The sequence below is a fragment of the Corynebacterium glutamicum ATCC 13032 genome (assembly GCF_000011325.1).
In the GTDB taxonomy this organism is placed as follows: domain Bacteria; phylum Actinomycetota; class Actinomycetes; order Mycobacteriales; family Mycobacteriaceae; genus Corynebacterium; species Corynebacterium glutamicum.
In genome coordinates, this window is the sequence record NC_003450.3 from 115,566 (window position 1) to 131,735 (window position 16,170).

The following is a 16,170-nucleotide window of genomic DNA, read 5'->3' on the forward strand; positions in this document are numbered from 1 at the left end:
AGGGAGATTGTTGTGGATGAACGAAGCCGGTTTGCGCGCAGCGTTTTCCCGGACGGTGAAGAACCAGATCCACGTTTCACTTTGGCCAATGAGCGCACGTTTCTAGCATGGACGCGTACGTCTTTGGCGTTTCTTGCCGGTGGTATTGCTTTTGAGGCGTTCCAGATCAGTGGACTATCGGATACTGTCCGTACAACAATCGCGGTTTTTATCATTGCGGTTGGCATGATCATTGCCGCTGGTGCTGCGGTGAGGTGGATGAATGTGGAGCGTGCAATGCGTAAACAGAAGCCACTTCCCGTACCTGCGATTATTCCGTTTCTGTCTATTGCGGCTTTGGTGGCCTCTGCGGCTGTCTTGGTTCTGATTATTGTTCAGTAGCTATGCGCATTCATGAGGATCCAGGTTTGCAGCCTGAACGGACTGTGTTGGCATGGAATCGTACGACGGTGTCCTTGGCTGTGTGTTCGGCAATTTTGCTGAGGTGGACTAATTTCTATGGGATTTTTGCACTGCTGCCGGTGGTGATTCTCAGCGGAATGGCGATTTTCATCTTGTTTACGCAGCGGGTTCGTTATGAACGTCAGGCTATCGGGCTTGCGGATAATAAATTGCCACCTAATATAGTTGGGGTTGTTTCTTTAACGGTGACACTTTTGGCGTTCGGGGCCGCTGGAATTGTATTCGTCTTCATTGATTAAAACGTTTGTGTTGCAAAGTAGTAACAGGTCTATAACTTTTGTAATGAGGGGTTTCTTCTTTGCGATATTGATGCGATTATGGCAACTAACGCCCAAGGGATTGGGTTGGTAAGGCTTCTGGTTGGTGTCGCGATTCTTGCTAGCGTATTGGATGAGCAATGAGCCCATTGTCCTCCAGTCAGAAGAAACCCCTCACCGGGTTACACCTAAACCCGGTGAGGGGTTTTTGCTGCGTCAGTTTGGGTCTAGTTTTAAGCCCTCAGCAGTCTATGAGCAGTTTAGGACAGTTCCGCTGGAGCTTCCTGTAGCGGCATAGTCGTCCAGGTGCCATTGTCATAGGTGGCAACGGAAGTCGGGACAATCGACATTGAATTGTTCGGGTTGCGCCGGTAGATAAGCACGATGCTCTCTGAAGAAGTTGCTGACATAACCTCGCCCTGGTGTCCCTCGGCGATACCCAGGCTGGGAAGCTCGGCCCCGCTGACCTGGTCGAAGAAACATATGTGAGTGTCTTCCGACAGATAAGCAACCGTCCCCTTGCTCTTCCATCCGGATGCGGAGATATCTAGCTCTTTGGTAGAAATGACCTCCAGTTTGGAGTTGAGCCGGTATTCCTCTACCCACCTGCCCACGATGTATTCATCACCGATCTGAACCACAGAACTGATGGTATAGCCGTTGGGCGGGAGTTCACCGATGTCGACGCCACCGGTCGCATTAACTCGACCGAGGGCGGTGCGTCTACTAGTTTCCACCTGCAGCTCAAACAGACCTTGGCCACGGACAGCGACGATCTCCCAGGGGGAGGGGACCTGAGGCAGATCGGTTGCCCGGGTGGGAGGAGTCCAATCAGGAGCTTTAGTGGCTACTGCTTGACCAGGTGTGAGAATCCAACCACTCTTCCCACTTGCCGCTACGGCTCCTAATTGTTGGTCGCTGTGCAGCTCAAGGACGTACGATCGATCTCGCAGTGGTGCTGGGACTAAAGTCTGCCCCAAGTATCGGCCGGTCGTGGTCTCCCAGCAGCGGGCTACCGGAAAGTGCACGTCACACAGCCACAATTTGTCACCCGCCACAATAGGATCGACAGCAGTGAAGACGTCACGTCTAAGCGGAGGCGGAACAGCTCCATCCAACGTGACGTCTAAAACGACATCGCGGATCCACCAATCTTCCGAGTGATAAGCCGAAGAAGTATTGTCTATCTCCTGCCACAAACGCTCGTTGGTGCCACTTGTGCCGATACCAGCGAAAATACGCTCTACCCGTAGATCTGTGGGAACATCAACAATTCCGTAGGCGGAATAATAAAACCACCCCTGGATCTCTGCATCTCCACGTTTTGGGATGGGAGTGTAGGCCAGCGCCGTCCACCCATCACCAGTGAGCAGGATTGGCCACTGGGGCATACCGTCATCGCCTGGACTAGCTTCTTCCCCAAGGTTGCGTACCCGGCCCCGGCGTCTGGTTGTCATTCCTTCGAGTGGCACAGGGGAGGAGCTAATTCCCAAAGTAAGTCGCACAGATTGTCCTTGACGGTAGTCAGGGAAATCACCTTCGAGTGCTATCTCATTGACGAAGACTCGTAGTCTGCGAGGATCTTCAGACTGCGGCGGCAGTGACTGAATGTAACCGGGTATTTCAGCAACATCAGGGGCAGTGTGTGGTGTCGAATCTGGATAATGGAATGGTTCCCAGGCTCCGTCCCAGGAAGGATTAGGAAGAGTGTCAGGAAAAGAAATCTCCGTGGCTTCGAGTCGTTCTTGTCCAGTCTCCACTGCAAGGATGACACCGTGTTCCTGGTCGATTTCAAGACTGACCAATCGACTTGGGTCCTGCCCTCCTGAAGTAGGTTCCTCACGGAGGATCCAGGTGGGGCGTCCAGCAATCTCTCCCGCAGTGATCTTATCCGCGTGAAGGTGGTGGGATAAGGACCGGGAGATGGAATGCTGTTGAAGAACCCAGGCCAAGGCGCTCGGGCAGATGATATCCCGAGGACCCAATCGAACAGGTGGGTCAATGGGTTTATTGAAATTCTCAAATACCCAGCAATGATGCTCGTTGCGGCGCAGAATATCGCTACCGTTACGCAGGACGTGGAGGCTGTTAGGGCTGCGTCGTATCTCGACTTCATCGGGATCGACGAGGAAGATCATCGTCTCGCCCACGATATACCCGCCACTAAAAGACATTTTCCCGGCCTCCAAGGAAGAGGCAGTGAGGGTCATGATCACTGATTGTCGCTCACCGCGACGAAGCAGAACATGGATGTCGGTGATCGTTGGTGCCATGCTGCACAGTATAGAGAGTTTTCTGGCCAGGACTTTTAGCAATGGTTGGTCGTGTGACGTGATGGTTTCCCGCAGTGTCAGAGCCTAGCGTGGGCCCAGTGCCTCTAAATTTAAGAAGTAGCCTAGAAGTGCCTGATTATTGATGCAGCCTGTTAGGGTCTGCCCCGAGTTGGAGAAATTTTTTTAACAATCCTTTCACTTGGGCAGGCCTTTTGGGGATGTTTAGAACTGCTCAGCAACCATGAAGAGTTAACTTCGTTGCTCGTCAGGGGCGGGAACAGTAATAACCTGCACGCCGAGATCCCGGATCTCGGCGAGAATCTCCCGTGGCGCATCGGAGGTTGTGACCAGCTGGTGTAAGTCCGCGACGTCTGCGAAACGGAAAGTGGAAACGTGGTTGAGTTTACGGGCGGACACCACAAGGATTCGTCGGGTGGCAGCATGGATGGCTGCGCGCTTGTTTTCCGCATCGTCGTAGGTAGTGGTGGCCAACCCGTGCTCCAGTGATGTAGAGCAGGAACCGAGGATCACGACATCGGCGGAGAAATCTCGTAACGCGGTGATCACAGCCGGGCCAGATAAGGCGAGTGAGTCGTTTTCCACGGGGCCGCCGGGGATGAAAACGTTGGTGCCAGCTCGGCTTCCCAGGGCGACCGCCGAATGTAGAGACAGACACAATGCCGTGATGGGACGCCCCGCCAACTCTTGGGCCACTGCCTGGCAGGTGGTGCCGTTGTCGAAAATTACTGCTTCATCATCAGCGATTAGTTGGGCGGTGGCCTGGGCCAAAATGCGTTTGGCCTCTCGGTCCTCAGCCTGGCGCACGGCAAACGGTTGGGGAGTACCGCGTTTGGGCACACGTTTCGCTCCACCGTGGGTGCGGGCGAGGAAACCTGCTTGCTCTAGCTCGACGAGATCCCGGTGAATGGTCACCGCGGAAACCCCAGTTAGTTCAGTAAGAGCATCAATGCGTGTGATTCCGGGGCGGTCGATCGTTCGCATGATCACTTTGTGTCGTTGTTCGCGCTCCATGTGATCAGAATTCGCTAATTCCTAAAGAATGTCAACCCTGACCTAACCGAATGAACACTGGTTAAAATGCCTTTTCGTGCAAATTCTGGGGTCACGGGACAAGTGGGAATACCCCGCCGTATAGGGGTTTAAATGATCATTTTTAGTGACCGAATAATCATTTACACTGTGGCCTATGAACAACCAAGAAGGCATTCAGAAGTCGATGGTGACCAGCACAGTTACCAGTGGGAAAGTGGTTCCTACCAGTCAGTCGGATAAACGGTGGGCCCTGAGGTGGGAGTGGTTTCAACGCACCGGCCTGAAGATAACTGGCCAGTTTTTGGAGAGATAAAAACGCCACTTTGGTGTCGATAACACCGAACTTCCGAACATAAAAGATGCGTTGGTGCTCTCTGCACAATGTTTCTTTCGGAACTATTCTGGCGACCATGCGAATTGAAATCACAAGCGTATTTGTTGATGACCAGGCCAAAGCACTCGATTTCTACACCACGAAGCTCGGATTTGAGCTCAAACACGATGTAACTGCTGGTGACTACCGCTGGTTGACTGTTGTTGATCCAGAAAACCCAGATGGTGTGCAGCTTTTGTTGGAACCAAACCAGCACCCAGATGCAGCGACTTACCAAGCTGGAATTAAACGAGACGGTATTCCCGCTACACAGTTTTATGTTGATGATGTGCAGGAAGAATATGACAGCCTCAAGGATAAAGGCGTGGATTTCATCATGGAACCAACCGATGTGGGCCCTTCAGTGATTGCCATTCTCGATGACACCGTAGGAAACCTAATTCAGATTGTTCAATTGAAGCAGAACTAACCCCGTGGAATGACAAAATCTGTCAACCGAGCAGAGTTTCTCTCAAGTTTTGACCAAGGGGTGTTAAATTCCAACACCGCAATGGCGCTGGTGGGAAACTTTTCTTCCATCTGATCCCAACCGGGATGTTCATCGCGGATGCCAAAATAATGGGCTAGTTCTTCCACGCCTGGCCAGTGCCCGATGAGTAGGGCGGTACCAACTACATCTGGGAGCCCTGTTATTAAATGTTTAAATTCAGACACTTGGTTTTCATAGATGTCATTGTGGAAGCTAGAGCCTTTGGCGGTTGCGCCACCAAGCTGGACGCGTTCCCACGTTAATTGTGTGCGGGTGGCATCTGAACACAGCACATGATCAATTTCGCCGATGTTGCCAGCTAGCCATTGGCCAGCTGCCACGCCATCGCGAAGCCCACGTTGATTAAGTGGGCGTTTATGGTCGAGTACTCCGGTGGACCAGGAAGATTTGGCGTGTCTAAGGATGACGAGGCGATGTGTGGGAGACATGCCTCAACCCTAGCGCGCAACGGATTTAGACAGTTACCTGCGTAAGAAGTGCATCGATGGTTGCTTCCGCGCCACGGTCATGAAGGGAGGACAGTGTCTCGGAGTATGCCTTGGTGAATGGTTCAGCATCGACCAAGTCTCCGAAGATTCCACGGTCGCGGATGAATGACAAAATATCGGTGCGATTTCCTGATGCGTTTTCTTGGACGCGCTCACTCAAACGGTCAACAATCTTTATTGGGTTGCCCTGCTCGTCGGTGCCTTCTGCGTAGCGCGCCCAGGATGCGACGATGGCTGCAGAAAGTGTGACGTCGCGGCCTGCTGCGAGGTTTTCGCGTACGACTGGCAACAGCCACTTTGGAATGCGGTCGGAGGATTCCGCACACAGGCGCGGTACGGTGTCTTTGACTGCGGCGTTGCCGAATCGCGCGATGAGTTGGCGTCGATAAGCATCTAGATCGACACCTGGAAGTTCCTTGAGGGTAGGGGTGGCTTCGCGCTCCATGTAAGCCAGGAGGAAATCCTGGAAGCGGGTATCCGCCATGACGTCGTGGACCATGTGGTGGCCAGCCAAGTGGCCGAAGTAGCAAAGTCCCTGGTGGGAGGCGTTGAGCAGGCGCAGCTTCATTAATTCATAAGGCTCCACGTCGGAGACGACCTGCACGCCAACCTCCTCGTACGCGGGGCGGCCCTGGGTGAAGGCATCCTCGAGGACCCATTGGGTGAAATCTTCAGAAACCACTGGCCACGCATCGATGTAGCCGATTTCCTTGATGTCATCGCGGTCGCCGTCGGTGGTTTCAGGGGTGATGCGGTCCACCATGGAGTTGGGGAAGGCCACGTTGTTTTCCACCCATTCGCCGAGCTCAGAAGACACGGAATGTGCGAAGGCGAGGAAGAAACGCTTAGCCAGATCGCCGTTGCCTTGGATGTTATCGCAGCTCATGATGGTAAATGGCGTAGATCCTGATTCTTTTCGGGAAATCAATGCGGCAGTGATCAACCCAAAGAAGGTCTGCAAAGTGGAAGTATCGCCCGCCTGCAGGGCTTCGCGGTCAGCAACGATTCGAGGGTTGGTGTGGTCGAAATCTTCTGTCGCCGGATCGATGTTGTATCCGCCTTCAGTCACCGTGAGGGAAACAATGCGGATGGAGTCCTGCGCGAGGGTTGCAACGGCCCGTGCTGGGTCCTCGGGAGCGAACACGTAGTCAATGATGGATCCGATGATTTTTTGATCAAGAGTTCCATCAGGAGCTTTAGTGGTCAGGGTATAAAGGTGATCTTGGCTGGCCAGGGCATCGCGCATGCGCACATCGGAAGGCATGACACCCATGCCGATGATGCCCCAATCCAAGGCCTTGCCCTCATTCATCAATTCATTGAGGTACATCGCTTGGTGAGCGCGATGGAATCCGCCAACACCGAAGTGGACAATGCCCGGGGCGACGTCAGCGCGGTTGAACGCTGGGATCTGCACTCCGGAAGTCGAAGCGATTTCCTGCAGGTTTTCAGTGTTGAGCTGGAGTGGGGTGTTCATGGTGGAAAAGATCCTTTCAAGGATGGGTTTAGCTCGAAAAACAGTTAGGCGTTTGCGTTTACATCTGCAAGGTCTTCGATGTGGGCGTCTTCAGCAAGTGCTGGCACTCCGTCGAATCCTGGTTGGGTGCCGCGAAGTTGAAGAGTCATCCAACCGGAGAGCAGGTAGAGGGCGATCATGACCAGGATCAATCCGGTTGGACCAATCAGTGGGTGGAAGACTGCAACCAGGAGCGGTCCCACAGCTACAGCGCCACCAACGCCGAGGTTGTATGTGGCCATCGCTGCGCCGGGGTGCTTGGGATCAAGGGAGACAGCGATTGCGGAAAGTGGCACGAAGCCCGCGAGGGACACACCAAAGAGTGCGCCGGCTGCGATGGTGATTCCGAAAACGACACCGTTGGACATGCCAGCCTGAACGCCGAACATCGGAATGAAGTAAACCAACGCGAGGGTGACTGCGCCACCGATTGATCCGCCCCAGAACACAGTTCGTGCCCAACCGTGGCGGTCGCCGAAGCTACCGAAGAAAGGATTGAACGGCAGGTTGACTGCGTAAATTACAGTGGTGAGGATGAGGAACCAGCTTAGCTGCCACTTCAGATCGTCAGTGAAAAATGATGGGAAGAACACAGCCATCGCGTAGGTCGGAATGGAGTTGATGGTGCGGATGTAGGTGACAAAACGTGCACGTCGATCATTGCGCAGAAGTTTGAAGCCCTGGCCAAGTGTTTGCTTCACATCGTCGGGGTTGGCAACCAGTGGGTGGCGTCCGCGACGTTCCTTCACTCCCAGCAGTGCGATGAGCGATCCGATGACCACCAGCACGAGGGAAACCCACAACGTTTCATAGAAGGTCAAGTTCACGTACTGCATGGAAATGGTGGCAACCAGCGCACCCAAGGTAGGAAGACCTGCAGAGAAGGCAACGTAGAACCAACCCACACCGGTACCCAATTGCTTAGGTGAGGCAGTTGCGGTGATCCACACCAAGAATCCGTAGGCGAAGAATGGATAACCAAAGCCGCGGAGACCATAAGCAAGGAAGATCAACCAAGTATGGTCGGTGGTCAGTGCCACGGTGAGGAAGATCAGCTCAAAGACGATCCAGATTGAAGCACCGAGGATCATCACTTTTCGTGGACCCCACAGGTCCGAAAGTGCCGCCGCGAAGAATGCTGCGATCGCCACGGCAACACCGTAAACAGTCACCAGGGTTCCCGCGAGGGAAACGCTGAAACCATGTTCGGAACTGAGGAAAGGTTCCAAAATGTTGGTTTCGACACCGTCACCGATCATGAAGATGGTGAGGCCGATAAATCCGAAAATCAAGGGTCGGGGAATGCCGAGACGTTCGAGCAACCCGCTTTGCTGTACTGACATGTGTTCACCTTTGTTTTAAATGTTGAGTCCAGCGCTAAAGCATCAGAAGCCAAAAGCCAGAAGCTAAAAACACTGAGAAACCGTCACGTTAAATCCGTGTTAGATTCAACAAAATCTGGCTTAGCTTCAGCGCTGAACTCACAATTCCGATTAGTTCGTGGTGCGAATCACGTGAAACTAACAACAATCTAACGCCATCATGTTATAAAAAAGCAAGACCTAACATAAAAATGTTAGAAAGTGCTGGATCTAACAACATTTCCGTGGTAACTTTTTCACATGTCCCAAGTGATTCCCGCCAGCTCACAAGAAAAGCGTCGTGAGCGCATCGTTTCTTATGTCACCCGTCATGGATTCGCTCGTGTTGAAGCATTAGCTGAGCTTTTTGAGGTCAGCGCAATGACCATTCACCGTGATTTGGAGGCGCTGGCTGCAGACAATTTGGTGGAGCGCATTAGGGGTGGCGCGCGTTCGGTGTCGCCGTCGATGAGTGAGTTGGCAGTGGAGCAGCGTCGGCATTTGCATCGCACTGTTAAAGAGGCGTTGTGTACTGCAGCAGCACGGTTGATTCCGGAGGGCGCTGTGGTGGCGATTGATGATTCCACCACGTTGGAGTCTTTGGTTGAGAAGTTGCCGCAGCGGTCACCATCGGCGTTGATTACGCATTCTTTGAAGACAATGGCGGATCATCGTGTGCGCGCCGGGATGAGCGATATCCGTTTGATTGCGTGTGCGGGATTGTATTTCGCGGAGACTGATTCTTTCTTGGGCAAGGCAACTTCAGCGCAGTTGAATGAGCTGTCGGCGGATATTTCTTTTGTTTCTACGACTGCGGTGCGCGCTACGGGGGAGGTTCCGGCGCTGTTTCATCCTGATATGGAGGCTGCTGATACGAAGCGGGCGTTGATTGGGATTGGTAGCGTGCGTGTGTTGGTGGTGGATTCTAGTAAATTTGGTTCGGCTGGTGTGTTCAAGGTTGCTTCGATTGAGGAGTTTGACCACATCATCATTGATCAGCAGTGCACCCGTGAGCAGCGGGATCTTTTGCGTAATTCGCGCGCGCAGATCCATGTGATTGACCACAATGGTGATGAAATTTTGGATACCCCAACGGAAGAGGATTTTTAAGATGGCTTTGGTTCTTGGAATCGATAGTTCCACCCAATCCTGCAAGGCTTTGCTTGTCGACGCCGCCACCGGCCAGGTTATCGACGAAGGCCGCGCGAGTCACCCGAGCGGGTCGGAGGTAGATCCACGTGCGTGGATCGCTGCGCTGGATCAAGCTACCGAGGGGTTGTTAGAACGCGCGGACGCTGTATCTATTGCAGGCCAGCAGCACGGCATGGTGGCGTTGGATGAAAACGATGAAATCGTTCGCCCGGCGTTGTTATGGAATGACACTCGTTCTGCCCAGGCTGCGTTGGATCTCAATGAGGAGATCGGCGGCGATCAGGCTGCGGTAGATGCCACGGGAAGTGTGTATGTTGCTTCTTTAACTGCCACCAAAATGCGGTGGATGCGTGATCATGAACCAGAAAATGCAGCGCGCACGGCGTCGGTGATGTTGCCTCATGATTTCCTCACCTGGCATTTGATGGGACGCGGACGCAAAGTCACCGACCATGGTGATGCTTCTGGAACGGGCTACTACAGCACGCGTGATCGTGCGTGGCGCACCGATCTAGCTGCCTTGGCGCTGGGCCATGAGGTGGAACTTCCTGAACTCCTGGCCCCAAATGCGATTGCGGGAACAACTCCAGGTGGAGTGAAAGTTGCTGCAGGCACGGGAGATAATGCTGCGGCTGCGCTTGGCCTTGATTTGCAGCCTGGTGATGTCAGCGTGTCGATCGGCACCTCTGGCGTTGCCGGCATGACCGTTCAACATAGCGTCCACGATCCATCTGGTTTGGTCACTGGTTTCGCCGATGCCACGGGTGCGTATTTCCCGCTGGCCTGCACGCTTAATGGCGCACCGGTGTTGGAATTCGGCCGCCGCATTCTGGGCGTGGAATGGGAAGAGTTCGATGCGCTTGCACTGGCTGCTCAACCCGGTTCAGGTGGCGTGACGCTCCAGCCTTATTTGGAGGGCGAGCGTACGCCGAATCGTCCCGCAGCACGTGGCGTTTTGGCTGGACTAAACTGTGCAACGACCCGCGAGGACTTTGCCCGAGCAACTGTTGAAGGCTTGTTGTTGGCATTGGATGATGCTGTAACGGCGCTGGTTGAGGCCACGGGAGTGCCCGTTCAGCGCATCCAGCTCATCGGTGGCGGCGCGCGTTCACAGGCGGTTCGTGAGATTGCCCCTGAGATTTTCGGCCATGAGATTGTGGTTCCAGAACCCGCTGAATATGTGGCGTTGGGTGCAGCTCGTCAGGCGGCATGGGCGCTGTCGGGTGAGGCCACGCCACCGCAGTGGCCAACTCCCGGTTCCGATCCGCACCGCGCACCTAAAAACACTGAGCTGAGCACGCGTTATGCGAAGCTGCGTGCTGCAACGCAGGGTTGGTACTAGAGCTCGATATTGTCGATCAACCGCACCGGCCCCACGAAAATCGCGCCGACCACCAACGCTGGTTGGGTGAGCAGGCCGTCGATTTCTAATGGTTCGAGGGTGGCTGGATCGACAATTTCCAGGTGATCCAAGCGCACGCCGTCGGCGCTGGCCAAGGTGTCGCGCGCACCTTGGATATCTAGCGCTTCACCAGCTGCTTTTCGACGCTGCAACCCACTCAACACCTGCGGCAGCACCAGAGCTTGCGCTCGCTGATCCGCAGAAAGACGTTGATTGCGGCTGGATTCGGCTAAGCCATCGGCGCCACGAATAATCGGAACGGGACGAATCTCCACGGGAATGTCTAGATCGGCAACCAATCGCCGAATCACCGCAACCTGCTGAGCATCTTTTTGTCCAAAATATGCACGATCAGGGCGCACCAAATTGAACAGCTTCGCCACCACGGTAGCCACACCATCGAAATGGCCAGGCCTGCTGGCACCCTCCAATTTTGTTCCGATGGAACCGGTGCGCGCCCACACTAGTGGCAAGCCACCGGGGTACATTTCCTCCACATCGGGTGCGAACACAATATCCACACCTGCCTCTTCAAGCAGTGCTAAATCGGCGTCGAGTTGGCGGGGATAGTTGCGGTAATCATCGCAATCACCGAGTGCTTCAAACTGCAGGGGATTGACAAAAATACTGGCTACAACAGTGTCGTTTTCAGCGCGTGCTGCTTTAACCAACGAGGCGTGTCCGCTGTGTAGCGCACCCATGGTGGGGACGAGCCCGACGGATTTGTGGTGGAGGAGGGCGTCGATAAGCGCCTGCTTTGTGGTTGCTACCTGCATTAAAAGGACTCCGCTTCGCCTGGGAAGGTACCCGCGTGGATATCGGCGATGTAGGCCTGCGCGGCGTCGTGCAAGGAATCGCCCAAGGTGGCGTACTCGCGGACGAAGCGTGGCTTCTTGCCGCGGTTGAGGCCGAAGGCATCCTGCCACACCAAAACCTGCCCATCTGTGCCATTGCCGGCACCGATTCCGATAGTGGTGATGGAAAGATCCTCGGTAACCTCGCGCGCTGCCTCTGCTGGAACCATCTCCAACACAACCGCAAACGCACCCGCCTGCTCCAACGCGCGGGCATCGGCGATGAGCTTTCCAGAACTCGCGCCACGACCCTGAACCACGTGGCCGCCCAAGGAATGCTCGGACTGCGGGGTGTACCCGATGTGGCCGACAACCGGAATTCCAGCATCAACAATGCGTCGAATCGTCTGCGCGATCTCCACGCCACCCTCGATCTTCACCGCAGCCGCACCCGTTTCACGCATGACCCGGATCGCGGACTCCACCGCCTGATTTGGGCTCACCTCATAGGTACCAAACGGCAGATCAACCACCACAAGCGCACGCTTCGTAGCGATCGTCACCGCCTTGGCCAGCACAATCATCTCATCCAAGGTGATCGACAAGGTGGTATCGCGACCCAGCACAACGTTGGCAGCGGAATCACCAACAAGGAGCATATCGACGCCAGCCTCATCAAAAATGCGCGCCGAAAGCGCATCATAGCTGGTGAGAACCGAAACTTTCTGGCCGTTTACTTTAGCTTCGCGGAAATGACGGGTGCGGATTTTCTTTGCATCAATGCCTGACATGGGCATGAGTATAGATGTGATGACCAGCTCAGAATAAATAAATTCCGATTTGATTCACTGTTCAGGGGTGTTGCTCGATTAAGTTCTCGTTATGGAGTCAAATTTTTACCTCAAGACCTACTATCTCACGACCTTTATCCGTGAGCGCAAACCGCAAAGGGCGTTTGCTGACCTCGTGAACTAATTCCATTTCTCGGAGAGTTCTAAAATACCTCGTTGCAGTTGCCTTAGAAACTTTAAGAAACTTTGCTGCCGATTCAAGTGAAAGTGTTTCGTCCTTACCGAAAAGCTGAATCTGGCCGAGAATGTACAACAGATTGATCTGATGGTTCTTAAAGGAATTGGTACCCCGAAGCGTTTTAATGGCGTCCTCAAGGCTTGCCAAAAAGTCGATTCTTTGTTTTATATTCTCAATGAGACCTTCTTGCGCTGCAATTAACAGCTCAAGCATGGAAATAACAAACGGTGTTCCGTCTCCGCGATTTAATCGGTGTTCTACGGCATGAAACGCTTTGTAGTACTTGTTTCGAAATTGATTAATTGCCGAAGACATTGTCAGTGCTGTAGCAGGGGAGAGAATTTTGCTTAATTGTATCCCGAGAAGGTAGCGCCCAGTTCTTCCGTTTCCATCATAAAACGGGTGAATTGATTCAAACATGAAGTGTGACATCATGATGCCAACAAGGTTGGATTCCTCTTCTGAGTGCGCCAGCTTAATAATTGCGTTGATTCCTTCGATGATCTGTGATTCTGGAGAAAAACCTGAATGAATCACTTTTTGCCGACTATCGCGGATTTCCACGGGTCCTTGGCGGAAAATCTCACCATCTAATTCATTTTCTTTACCTAGCTCGCCGTGCATTAAATGGTCATAGAGTTCTCGAAGTTCACTTGGGCTTTCCGGAAAGGATATTTTACCTTCGGCAAGTGCGAGGTAAAGGTGTGAAATTTCCGAAAATCTCTTTGGCTCACTAGTGGAAGATTCATCAAGCGCTATTTCAATATCCCGACGAGTTGAGTGAATATTTTCAATCTCATTTGTTGAAATCACTTCATCGATTGTGAGTGAGCGGTAATAATGTCGAATGACACCGGGTGGGAGCCTTGACCAATAGTAGAGAATTGTCCTCTCTAAATTATGGCTTCTTTCGGTTAGTCGATAAACTTCCGGGGTAATAAGACAAAACAGTGGGTTATTTTTAACCTTAAATTCCCATTTAAGTGCTGCTTCGGAATTGAATCGACTTTGATATAGCGTCTCTGCTGCGGATTGATGTAGAGCTTAGTGATCCTTCTCCAGAGTCCTGTAGTCCATGTCAAATCCTTTATAAACAAAAATGGCCAATTTGCAGTTTAGAAGTTGCCTTAACCGTTCTTAATTGACAAAAGTTGTCATTTTGTCAATTAAGGTATTTAAGACTTTATCTTTAATTTACAAATTAAGCTTGTTTGTTAAATAGGAAACTTACCGGAATTAGTGGATTGAGTTACTCCTTCGGATACCCTCGGCGACCACTGACTGTTGGATCATTGGGAATCCAAAATCTTAAAAGTGCTTCGGTGTTCTTGCTGATGCCAATGCGGGGGCCTCGCACAATTTCGGGTGTTTCAACACGGTCAGAAATTAAAAATGAGGGACCAAAAACTGAAGCATGGTTGTCGCTGATTTCTAAACCGAGCGCTTGTCCAAAATTTCCTGGGCCTTGCGCAAGACGTGCATGAGGAATTCCTTCCCCTCGTCGGCTCTGTGCAATTGATTCCCCTGAAACCACTTCACCAGCACGAAGAAGTACGCCTTGACCTGTTCCTTCTGGCCCGCACACAATATTTCCCGCTCGGTGAATCCCATAAGAAATATAGACGTACATGTGACCACCGGGGCCAAACATCGCGGCATTCCTTGGGGTTTTGCCACGGTAGGTGTGTGCAGCTTCGTCGGTCGAATCTAAATATGCCTCCACTTCGGTGATACGAATACCAACGCCTCCATGTGTGAGTGTGCATCCCAGAAGTTGTGGGGCAACAATATCGGCGGGTTGGAGGAAGTCGATAGGCATGGCGCCGATTCTAGGTCGAACTGATCTAAAGTCCCACCACGCAAAAGTAACCAAGGCGTACATCTACCCGGCACTTTAAGATCAGTGGCATGAGCACTTCTTTTGAGTCCATTCCCGGAGTTACTATCTCCGCTCGAAAAGCCTTGAGCACTGCGGGGTTTAAAGATCTGGAATCGCTTGCAGGTACCAATTACGAAGAAGTGGCTGGTCTGTCAGGAATTGGCGCACGTACTTTGGAGCGATTGCAAGCAGCGCTGGTGGAGAAGAGAATGAGCTTTGGCGGTAAAGTGCCAGAGGCAGAACAGCGCACCGCGACGTGGACAACGCTAGATTCTGCAGCACCAGAGGCAACAGAAACCTCAGAATCCCCAGAGTACTTCATTCAAAACCTAGACATTCCTCGCAGAATTACCCACGGCCGGTTGTTGTTGGAAATTTTCAACAGAGCGACAGGCCAGAAACCTTATGTAGCAGGGTCTTCGATTGTTGGTTATGGGCGAGTTCATTATCGCTATGCCACGGGTAGGGAAGGGATCACTATTCGTGTGGGTTTCAGTCCGCGAAAGGCAAAGATTTCACTTTATGGACTAACCAGTGCGCCTGCGTCTCGAGAACTTCTGAAGAAATTGGGTAAGCATTCTGTTGGTGTGTCCTGCCTATATATCAACAAACCAGAGGATGTTGATCTTGAGGTGCTTGAGGAAATGATCCGTATTTCTTGGGAAGCGGAACCTGGCGAATGTTAAATCTCAACCTTTAACAAAGTGCTGCTTCCAATTCGGCGCGGATGAGTCGTCGAGCAGCCCGCGCATCGGAACTGATTCCCCCTAGGTTAATAAAGGCGTGGATCTGTCCTTTGAATTCAGTCATCGTCACGGAATTTCCAGCCTCTAGTAGAGCTTGTCCATAGGCTCGCACTTCATGGGCTAACACGTCGCATTCGCCGTACACAATGGTGGTGGGTGGGAGGTCGCTCAAATCAGATGCCAGTAGCGGTGAGAGTCGAGGGTCGGTGCGGTCGTGCCCATCGGCATATTGTTCGATGTAGCGTTCCATCGCGTCCTTTGTCAGGTAGCAATCTTTGCCAAATGTGAGATAGCTCGGCGTAGATGTAGTGGAAACATCAGTTACCGGAAAAATAAGCACCTGGTGAGCCAATACAGGAGTAGAACCCACAGCCCGTTCACGCAGCTGTTGTGCAGTAACCGCGGCAATATTTCCACCGGCACTGTCACCGCCAATTGCCACTCGGGAAGTATCAATACTCAGCCCAGACACCCCATCCAATACGGCACTGACCACTGCAAACGCGTCGTCGATAGCCGCTGGAAATGGGTGTGCGGGTGCAAGTCGGTAGTCCACGCTGATGGCGATGATCGGCAGGCCAACCACTAGAGAGTGAACCGTGGCATCGATCATGTTGAGGGTGCCGCCGGACCAGCCACCGCCGTGGAAGTACACCAAACACGGCAAATCCCCAGCCCCAGATAAAGGCGTATAAACCCTCACCGGCACCCCAGCAATATCTTGATCTGTCGCCACATGGGTTGCATCAGCCTCTGAAACAGGAGCGTCTTTACCAAAACTCACCTGCTCCTCCGCGCTGAGAGTGGGCAAGGTATCGATATAAAACTGCGCATCTGGGTGAAGGAGCATAACGACAATCCTAGAAGCCTTAGG

At 52.8% G+C, this 16,170-nt stretch carries 16 protein-coding genes; 6 read left to right on the top strand and 10 right to left on the bottom strand.

The window, feature by feature from the left end; all coding sequences use genetic code 11:
- Positions 1-12 precede the first annotated feature (12 nt).
- The gene (locus CGL_RS00565) at positions 13-381 is read left to right on the top strand and encodes a YidH family protein (RefSeq protein ID WP_003857248.1); all 369 of its coding nucleotides are present in this window, start codon (positions 13-15) and stop codon (positions 379-381) included.
- Between the two features lie 2 nt (positions 382-383).
- Complete coding sequence (locus CGL_RS00570; RefSeq protein WP_003857246.1) at positions 384-701, top strand: DUF202 domain-containing protein; 318 nt, start codon at positions 384-386, stop codon at positions 699-701.
- Positions 702-979: 278 nt separating this feature from the next.
- On the opposite strand, the gene CGL_RS00575 is transcribed toward CGL_RS00570, so the two are convergent.
- Positions 980-2,992, bottom strand: coding sequence for an ATP-binding protein (locus CGL_RS00575; protein WP_227747737.1), 2,013 nt, complete (start codon positions 2,990-2,992; stop codon positions 980-982).
- Between the two features lie 249 nt (positions 2,993-3,241).
- The gene (locus CGL_RS00580) at positions 3,242-4,024 is read right to left on the bottom strand and encodes a DeoR/GlpR family DNA-binding transcription regulator (RefSeq protein WP_011013394.1); all 783 of its coding nucleotides are present in this window, start codon (positions 4,022-4,024) and stop codon (positions 3,242-3,244) included.
- A gap of 431 nt (positions 4,025-4,455) precedes the next feature.
- On the opposite strand from CGL_RS00580, the gene CGL_RS00585 reads away from it, so the two are divergent.
- Positions 4,456-4,848, top strand: a complete 393-nt coding sequence (locus CGL_RS00585; protein ID WP_003863690.1) for a VOC family protein — start codon at positions 4,456-4,458, stop codon at positions 4,846-4,848.
- Here the strand turns inward: CGL_RS00585 and CGL_RS00590 are convergent.
- Genes CGL_RS00590 through CGL_RS00600 form a run of 3 tightly spaced genes read right to left on the bottom strand, consistent with a single transcriptional unit; the run spans position 4,845 to position 8,276 of the window.
- Complete coding sequence (locus CGL_RS00590) at positions 4,845-5,357, bottom strand: SixA phosphatase family protein (protein WP_011013395.1); 513 nt, start codon at positions 5,355-5,357, stop codon at positions 4,845-4,847. The two genes, CGL_RS00585 and CGL_RS00590, sit on opposite strands and share 4 nt — an antisense overlap.
- 25 nt (positions 5,358-5,382) lie before the next feature.
- Complete coding sequence (locus CGL_RS00595) at positions 5,383-6,894, bottom strand: mannitol dehydrogenase family protein (RefSeq protein ID WP_011013396.1); 1,512 nt, start codon at positions 6,892-6,894, stop codon at positions 5,383-5,385.
- 44 nt (positions 6,895-6,938) lie between these two features.
- Positions 6,939-8,276 carry an RbtT/DalT/CsbX family MFS transporter gene (locus CGL_RS00600; protein WP_003857230.1) on the bottom strand — a complete coding sequence of 446 codons (1,338 nt, stop codon included), beginning with the start codon at positions 8,274-8,276 and terminating at the stop codon, positions 6,939-6,941.
- Between the two features lie 279 nt (positions 8,277-8,555).
- On the opposite strand from CGL_RS00600, the gene CGL_RS00605 reads away from it, so the two are divergent.
- Positions 8,556-9,404, top strand: a complete 849-nt coding sequence (locus CGL_RS00605; RefSeq protein ID WP_011013397.1) for a DeoR/GlpR family DNA-binding transcription regulator — start codon at positions 8,556-8,558, stop codon at positions 9,402-9,404.
- Position 9,405: 1 nt separating this feature from the next.
- Positions 9,406-10,788, top strand: coding sequence for a xylulokinase (xylB, locus tag CGL_RS00610; protein WP_011013398.1), 1,383 nt, complete (start codon positions 9,406-9,408; stop codon positions 10,786-10,788).
- On the opposite strand, the gene panC is transcribed toward xylB, so the two are convergent.
- The 4 genes from panC to CGL_RS00630 all read right to left on the bottom strand — a co-directional run bounded on the left by panC (position 10,785) and on the right by CGL_RS00630 (position 14,490).
- On the bottom strand, positions 10,785-11,624 hold the full coding sequence (panC, locus tag CGL_RS00615; RefSeq protein WP_011013399.1) for a pantoate--beta-alanine ligase: 840 nt from the start codon (positions 11,622-11,624) through the stop codon (positions 10,785-10,787). The genes xylB and panC overlap by 4 nt on opposite strands.
- Positions 11,624-12,433, bottom strand: coding sequence for a 3-methyl-2-oxobutanoate hydroxymethyltransferase (gene panB, locus CGL_RS00620; protein WP_011013400.1), 810 nt, complete (start codon positions 12,431-12,433; stop codon positions 11,624-11,626). Before panB ends, panC begins: the two co-directional genes overlap by 1 nt.
- A 97-nt stretch (positions 12,434-12,530) precedes the next feature.
- Complete coding sequence (locus CGL_RS00625; protein WP_011265465.1) at positions 12,531-13,484, bottom strand: Fic family protein; 954 nt, start codon at positions 13,482-13,484, stop codon at positions 12,531-12,533.
- A gap of 436 nt (positions 13,485-13,920) precedes the next feature.
- Positions 13,921-14,490, bottom strand: a complete 570-nt coding sequence (locus CGL_RS00630; protein WP_011265466.1) for a DNA-3-methyladenine glycosylase — start codon at positions 14,488-14,490, stop codon at positions 13,921-13,923.
- An 89-nt stretch (positions 14,491-14,579) separates the two neighbouring features.
- Here CGL_RS00630 and CGL_RS00635 point away from each other — a divergent pair, with 89 nt between their 5' ends.
- Positions 14,580-15,236 (top strand): DUF1801 domain-containing protein, encoded by a 657-nt coding sequence (locus CGL_RS00635; RefSeq protein WP_011013403.1) that lies wholly within the window; start codon positions 14,580-14,582, stop codon positions 15,234-15,236.
- 10 nt (positions 15,237-15,246) lie between these two features.
- On the opposite strand, the gene CGL_RS00640 is transcribed toward CGL_RS00635, so the two are convergent.
- Complete coding sequence (locus CGL_RS00640) at positions 15,247-16,146, bottom strand: alpha/beta hydrolase (RefSeq protein ID WP_011013404.1); 900 nt, start codon at positions 16,144-16,146, stop codon at positions 15,247-15,249.
- Between the last annotated feature and the right edge of the window lie 24 nt (positions 16,147-16,170).

What these genes read in the sequence shown, in the direction of transcription:
- CGL_RS00570 (WP_003857246.1), top strand. Translation starts at nt 384, where the DNA reads ATGCGCATTCATGAGGATCCAGGTTTGCAGCCTGAACGGACTGTGTTG.
- CGL_RS00630 (WP_011265466.1), bottom strand. Translation starts at nt 14,490, where the DNA reads ATGCCTATCGACTTCCTCCAACCCGCCGATATTGTTGCCCCACAACTT.
- panB (WP_011013400.1), bottom strand. Translation starts at nt 12,433, where the DNA reads ATGTCAGGCATTGATGCAAAGAAAATCCGCACCCGTCATTTCCGCGAA.
- CGL_RS00600 (WP_003857230.1), bottom strand. Translation starts at nt 8,276, where the DNA reads ATGTCAGTACAGCAAAGCGGGTTGCTCGAACGTCTCGGCATTCCCCGA.
- CGL_RS00635 (WP_011013403.1), top strand. Translation starts at nt 14,580, where the DNA reads ATGAGCACTTCTTTTGAGTCCATTCCCGGAGTTACTATCTCCGCTCGA.
- CGL_RS00585 (WP_003863690.1), top strand. Translation starts at nt 4,456, where the DNA reads ATGCGAATTGAAATCACAAGCGTATTTGTTGATGACCAGGCCAAAGCA.
- CGL_RS00605 (WP_011013397.1), top strand. Translation starts at nt 8,556, where the DNA reads ATGTCCCAAGTGATTCCCGCCAGCTCACAAGAAAAGCGTCGTGAGCGC.
- CGL_RS00590 (WP_011013395.1), bottom strand. Translation starts at nt 5,357, where the DNA reads ATGTCTCCCACACATCGCCTCGTCATCCTTAGACACGCCAAATCTTCC.
- CGL_RS00575 (WP_227747737.1), bottom strand. Translation starts at nt 2,992, where the DNA reads ATGGCACCAACGATCACCGACATCCATGTTCTGCTTCGTCGCGGTGAG.
- CGL_RS00640 (WP_011013404.1), bottom strand. Translation starts at nt 16,146, where the DNA reads ATGCTCCTTCACCCAGATGCGCAGTTTTATATCGATACCTTGCCCACT.
- CGL_RS00580 (WP_011013394.1), bottom strand. Translation starts at nt 4,024, where the DNA reads ATGGAGCGCGAACAACGACACAAAGTGATCATGCGAACGATCGACCGC.
- CGL_RS00595 (WP_011013396.1), bottom strand. Translation starts at nt 6,894, where the DNA reads ATGAACACCCCACTCCAGCTCAACACTGAAAACCTGCAGGAAATCGCT.
- panC (WP_011013399.1), bottom strand. Translation starts at nt 11,624, where the DNA reads ATGCAGGTAGCAACCACAAAGCAGGCGCTTATCGACGCCCTCCTCCAC.
- xylB (WP_011013398.1), top strand. Translation starts at nt 9,406, where the DNA reads ATGGCTTTGGTTCTTGGAATCGATAGTTCCACCCAATCCTGCAAGGCT.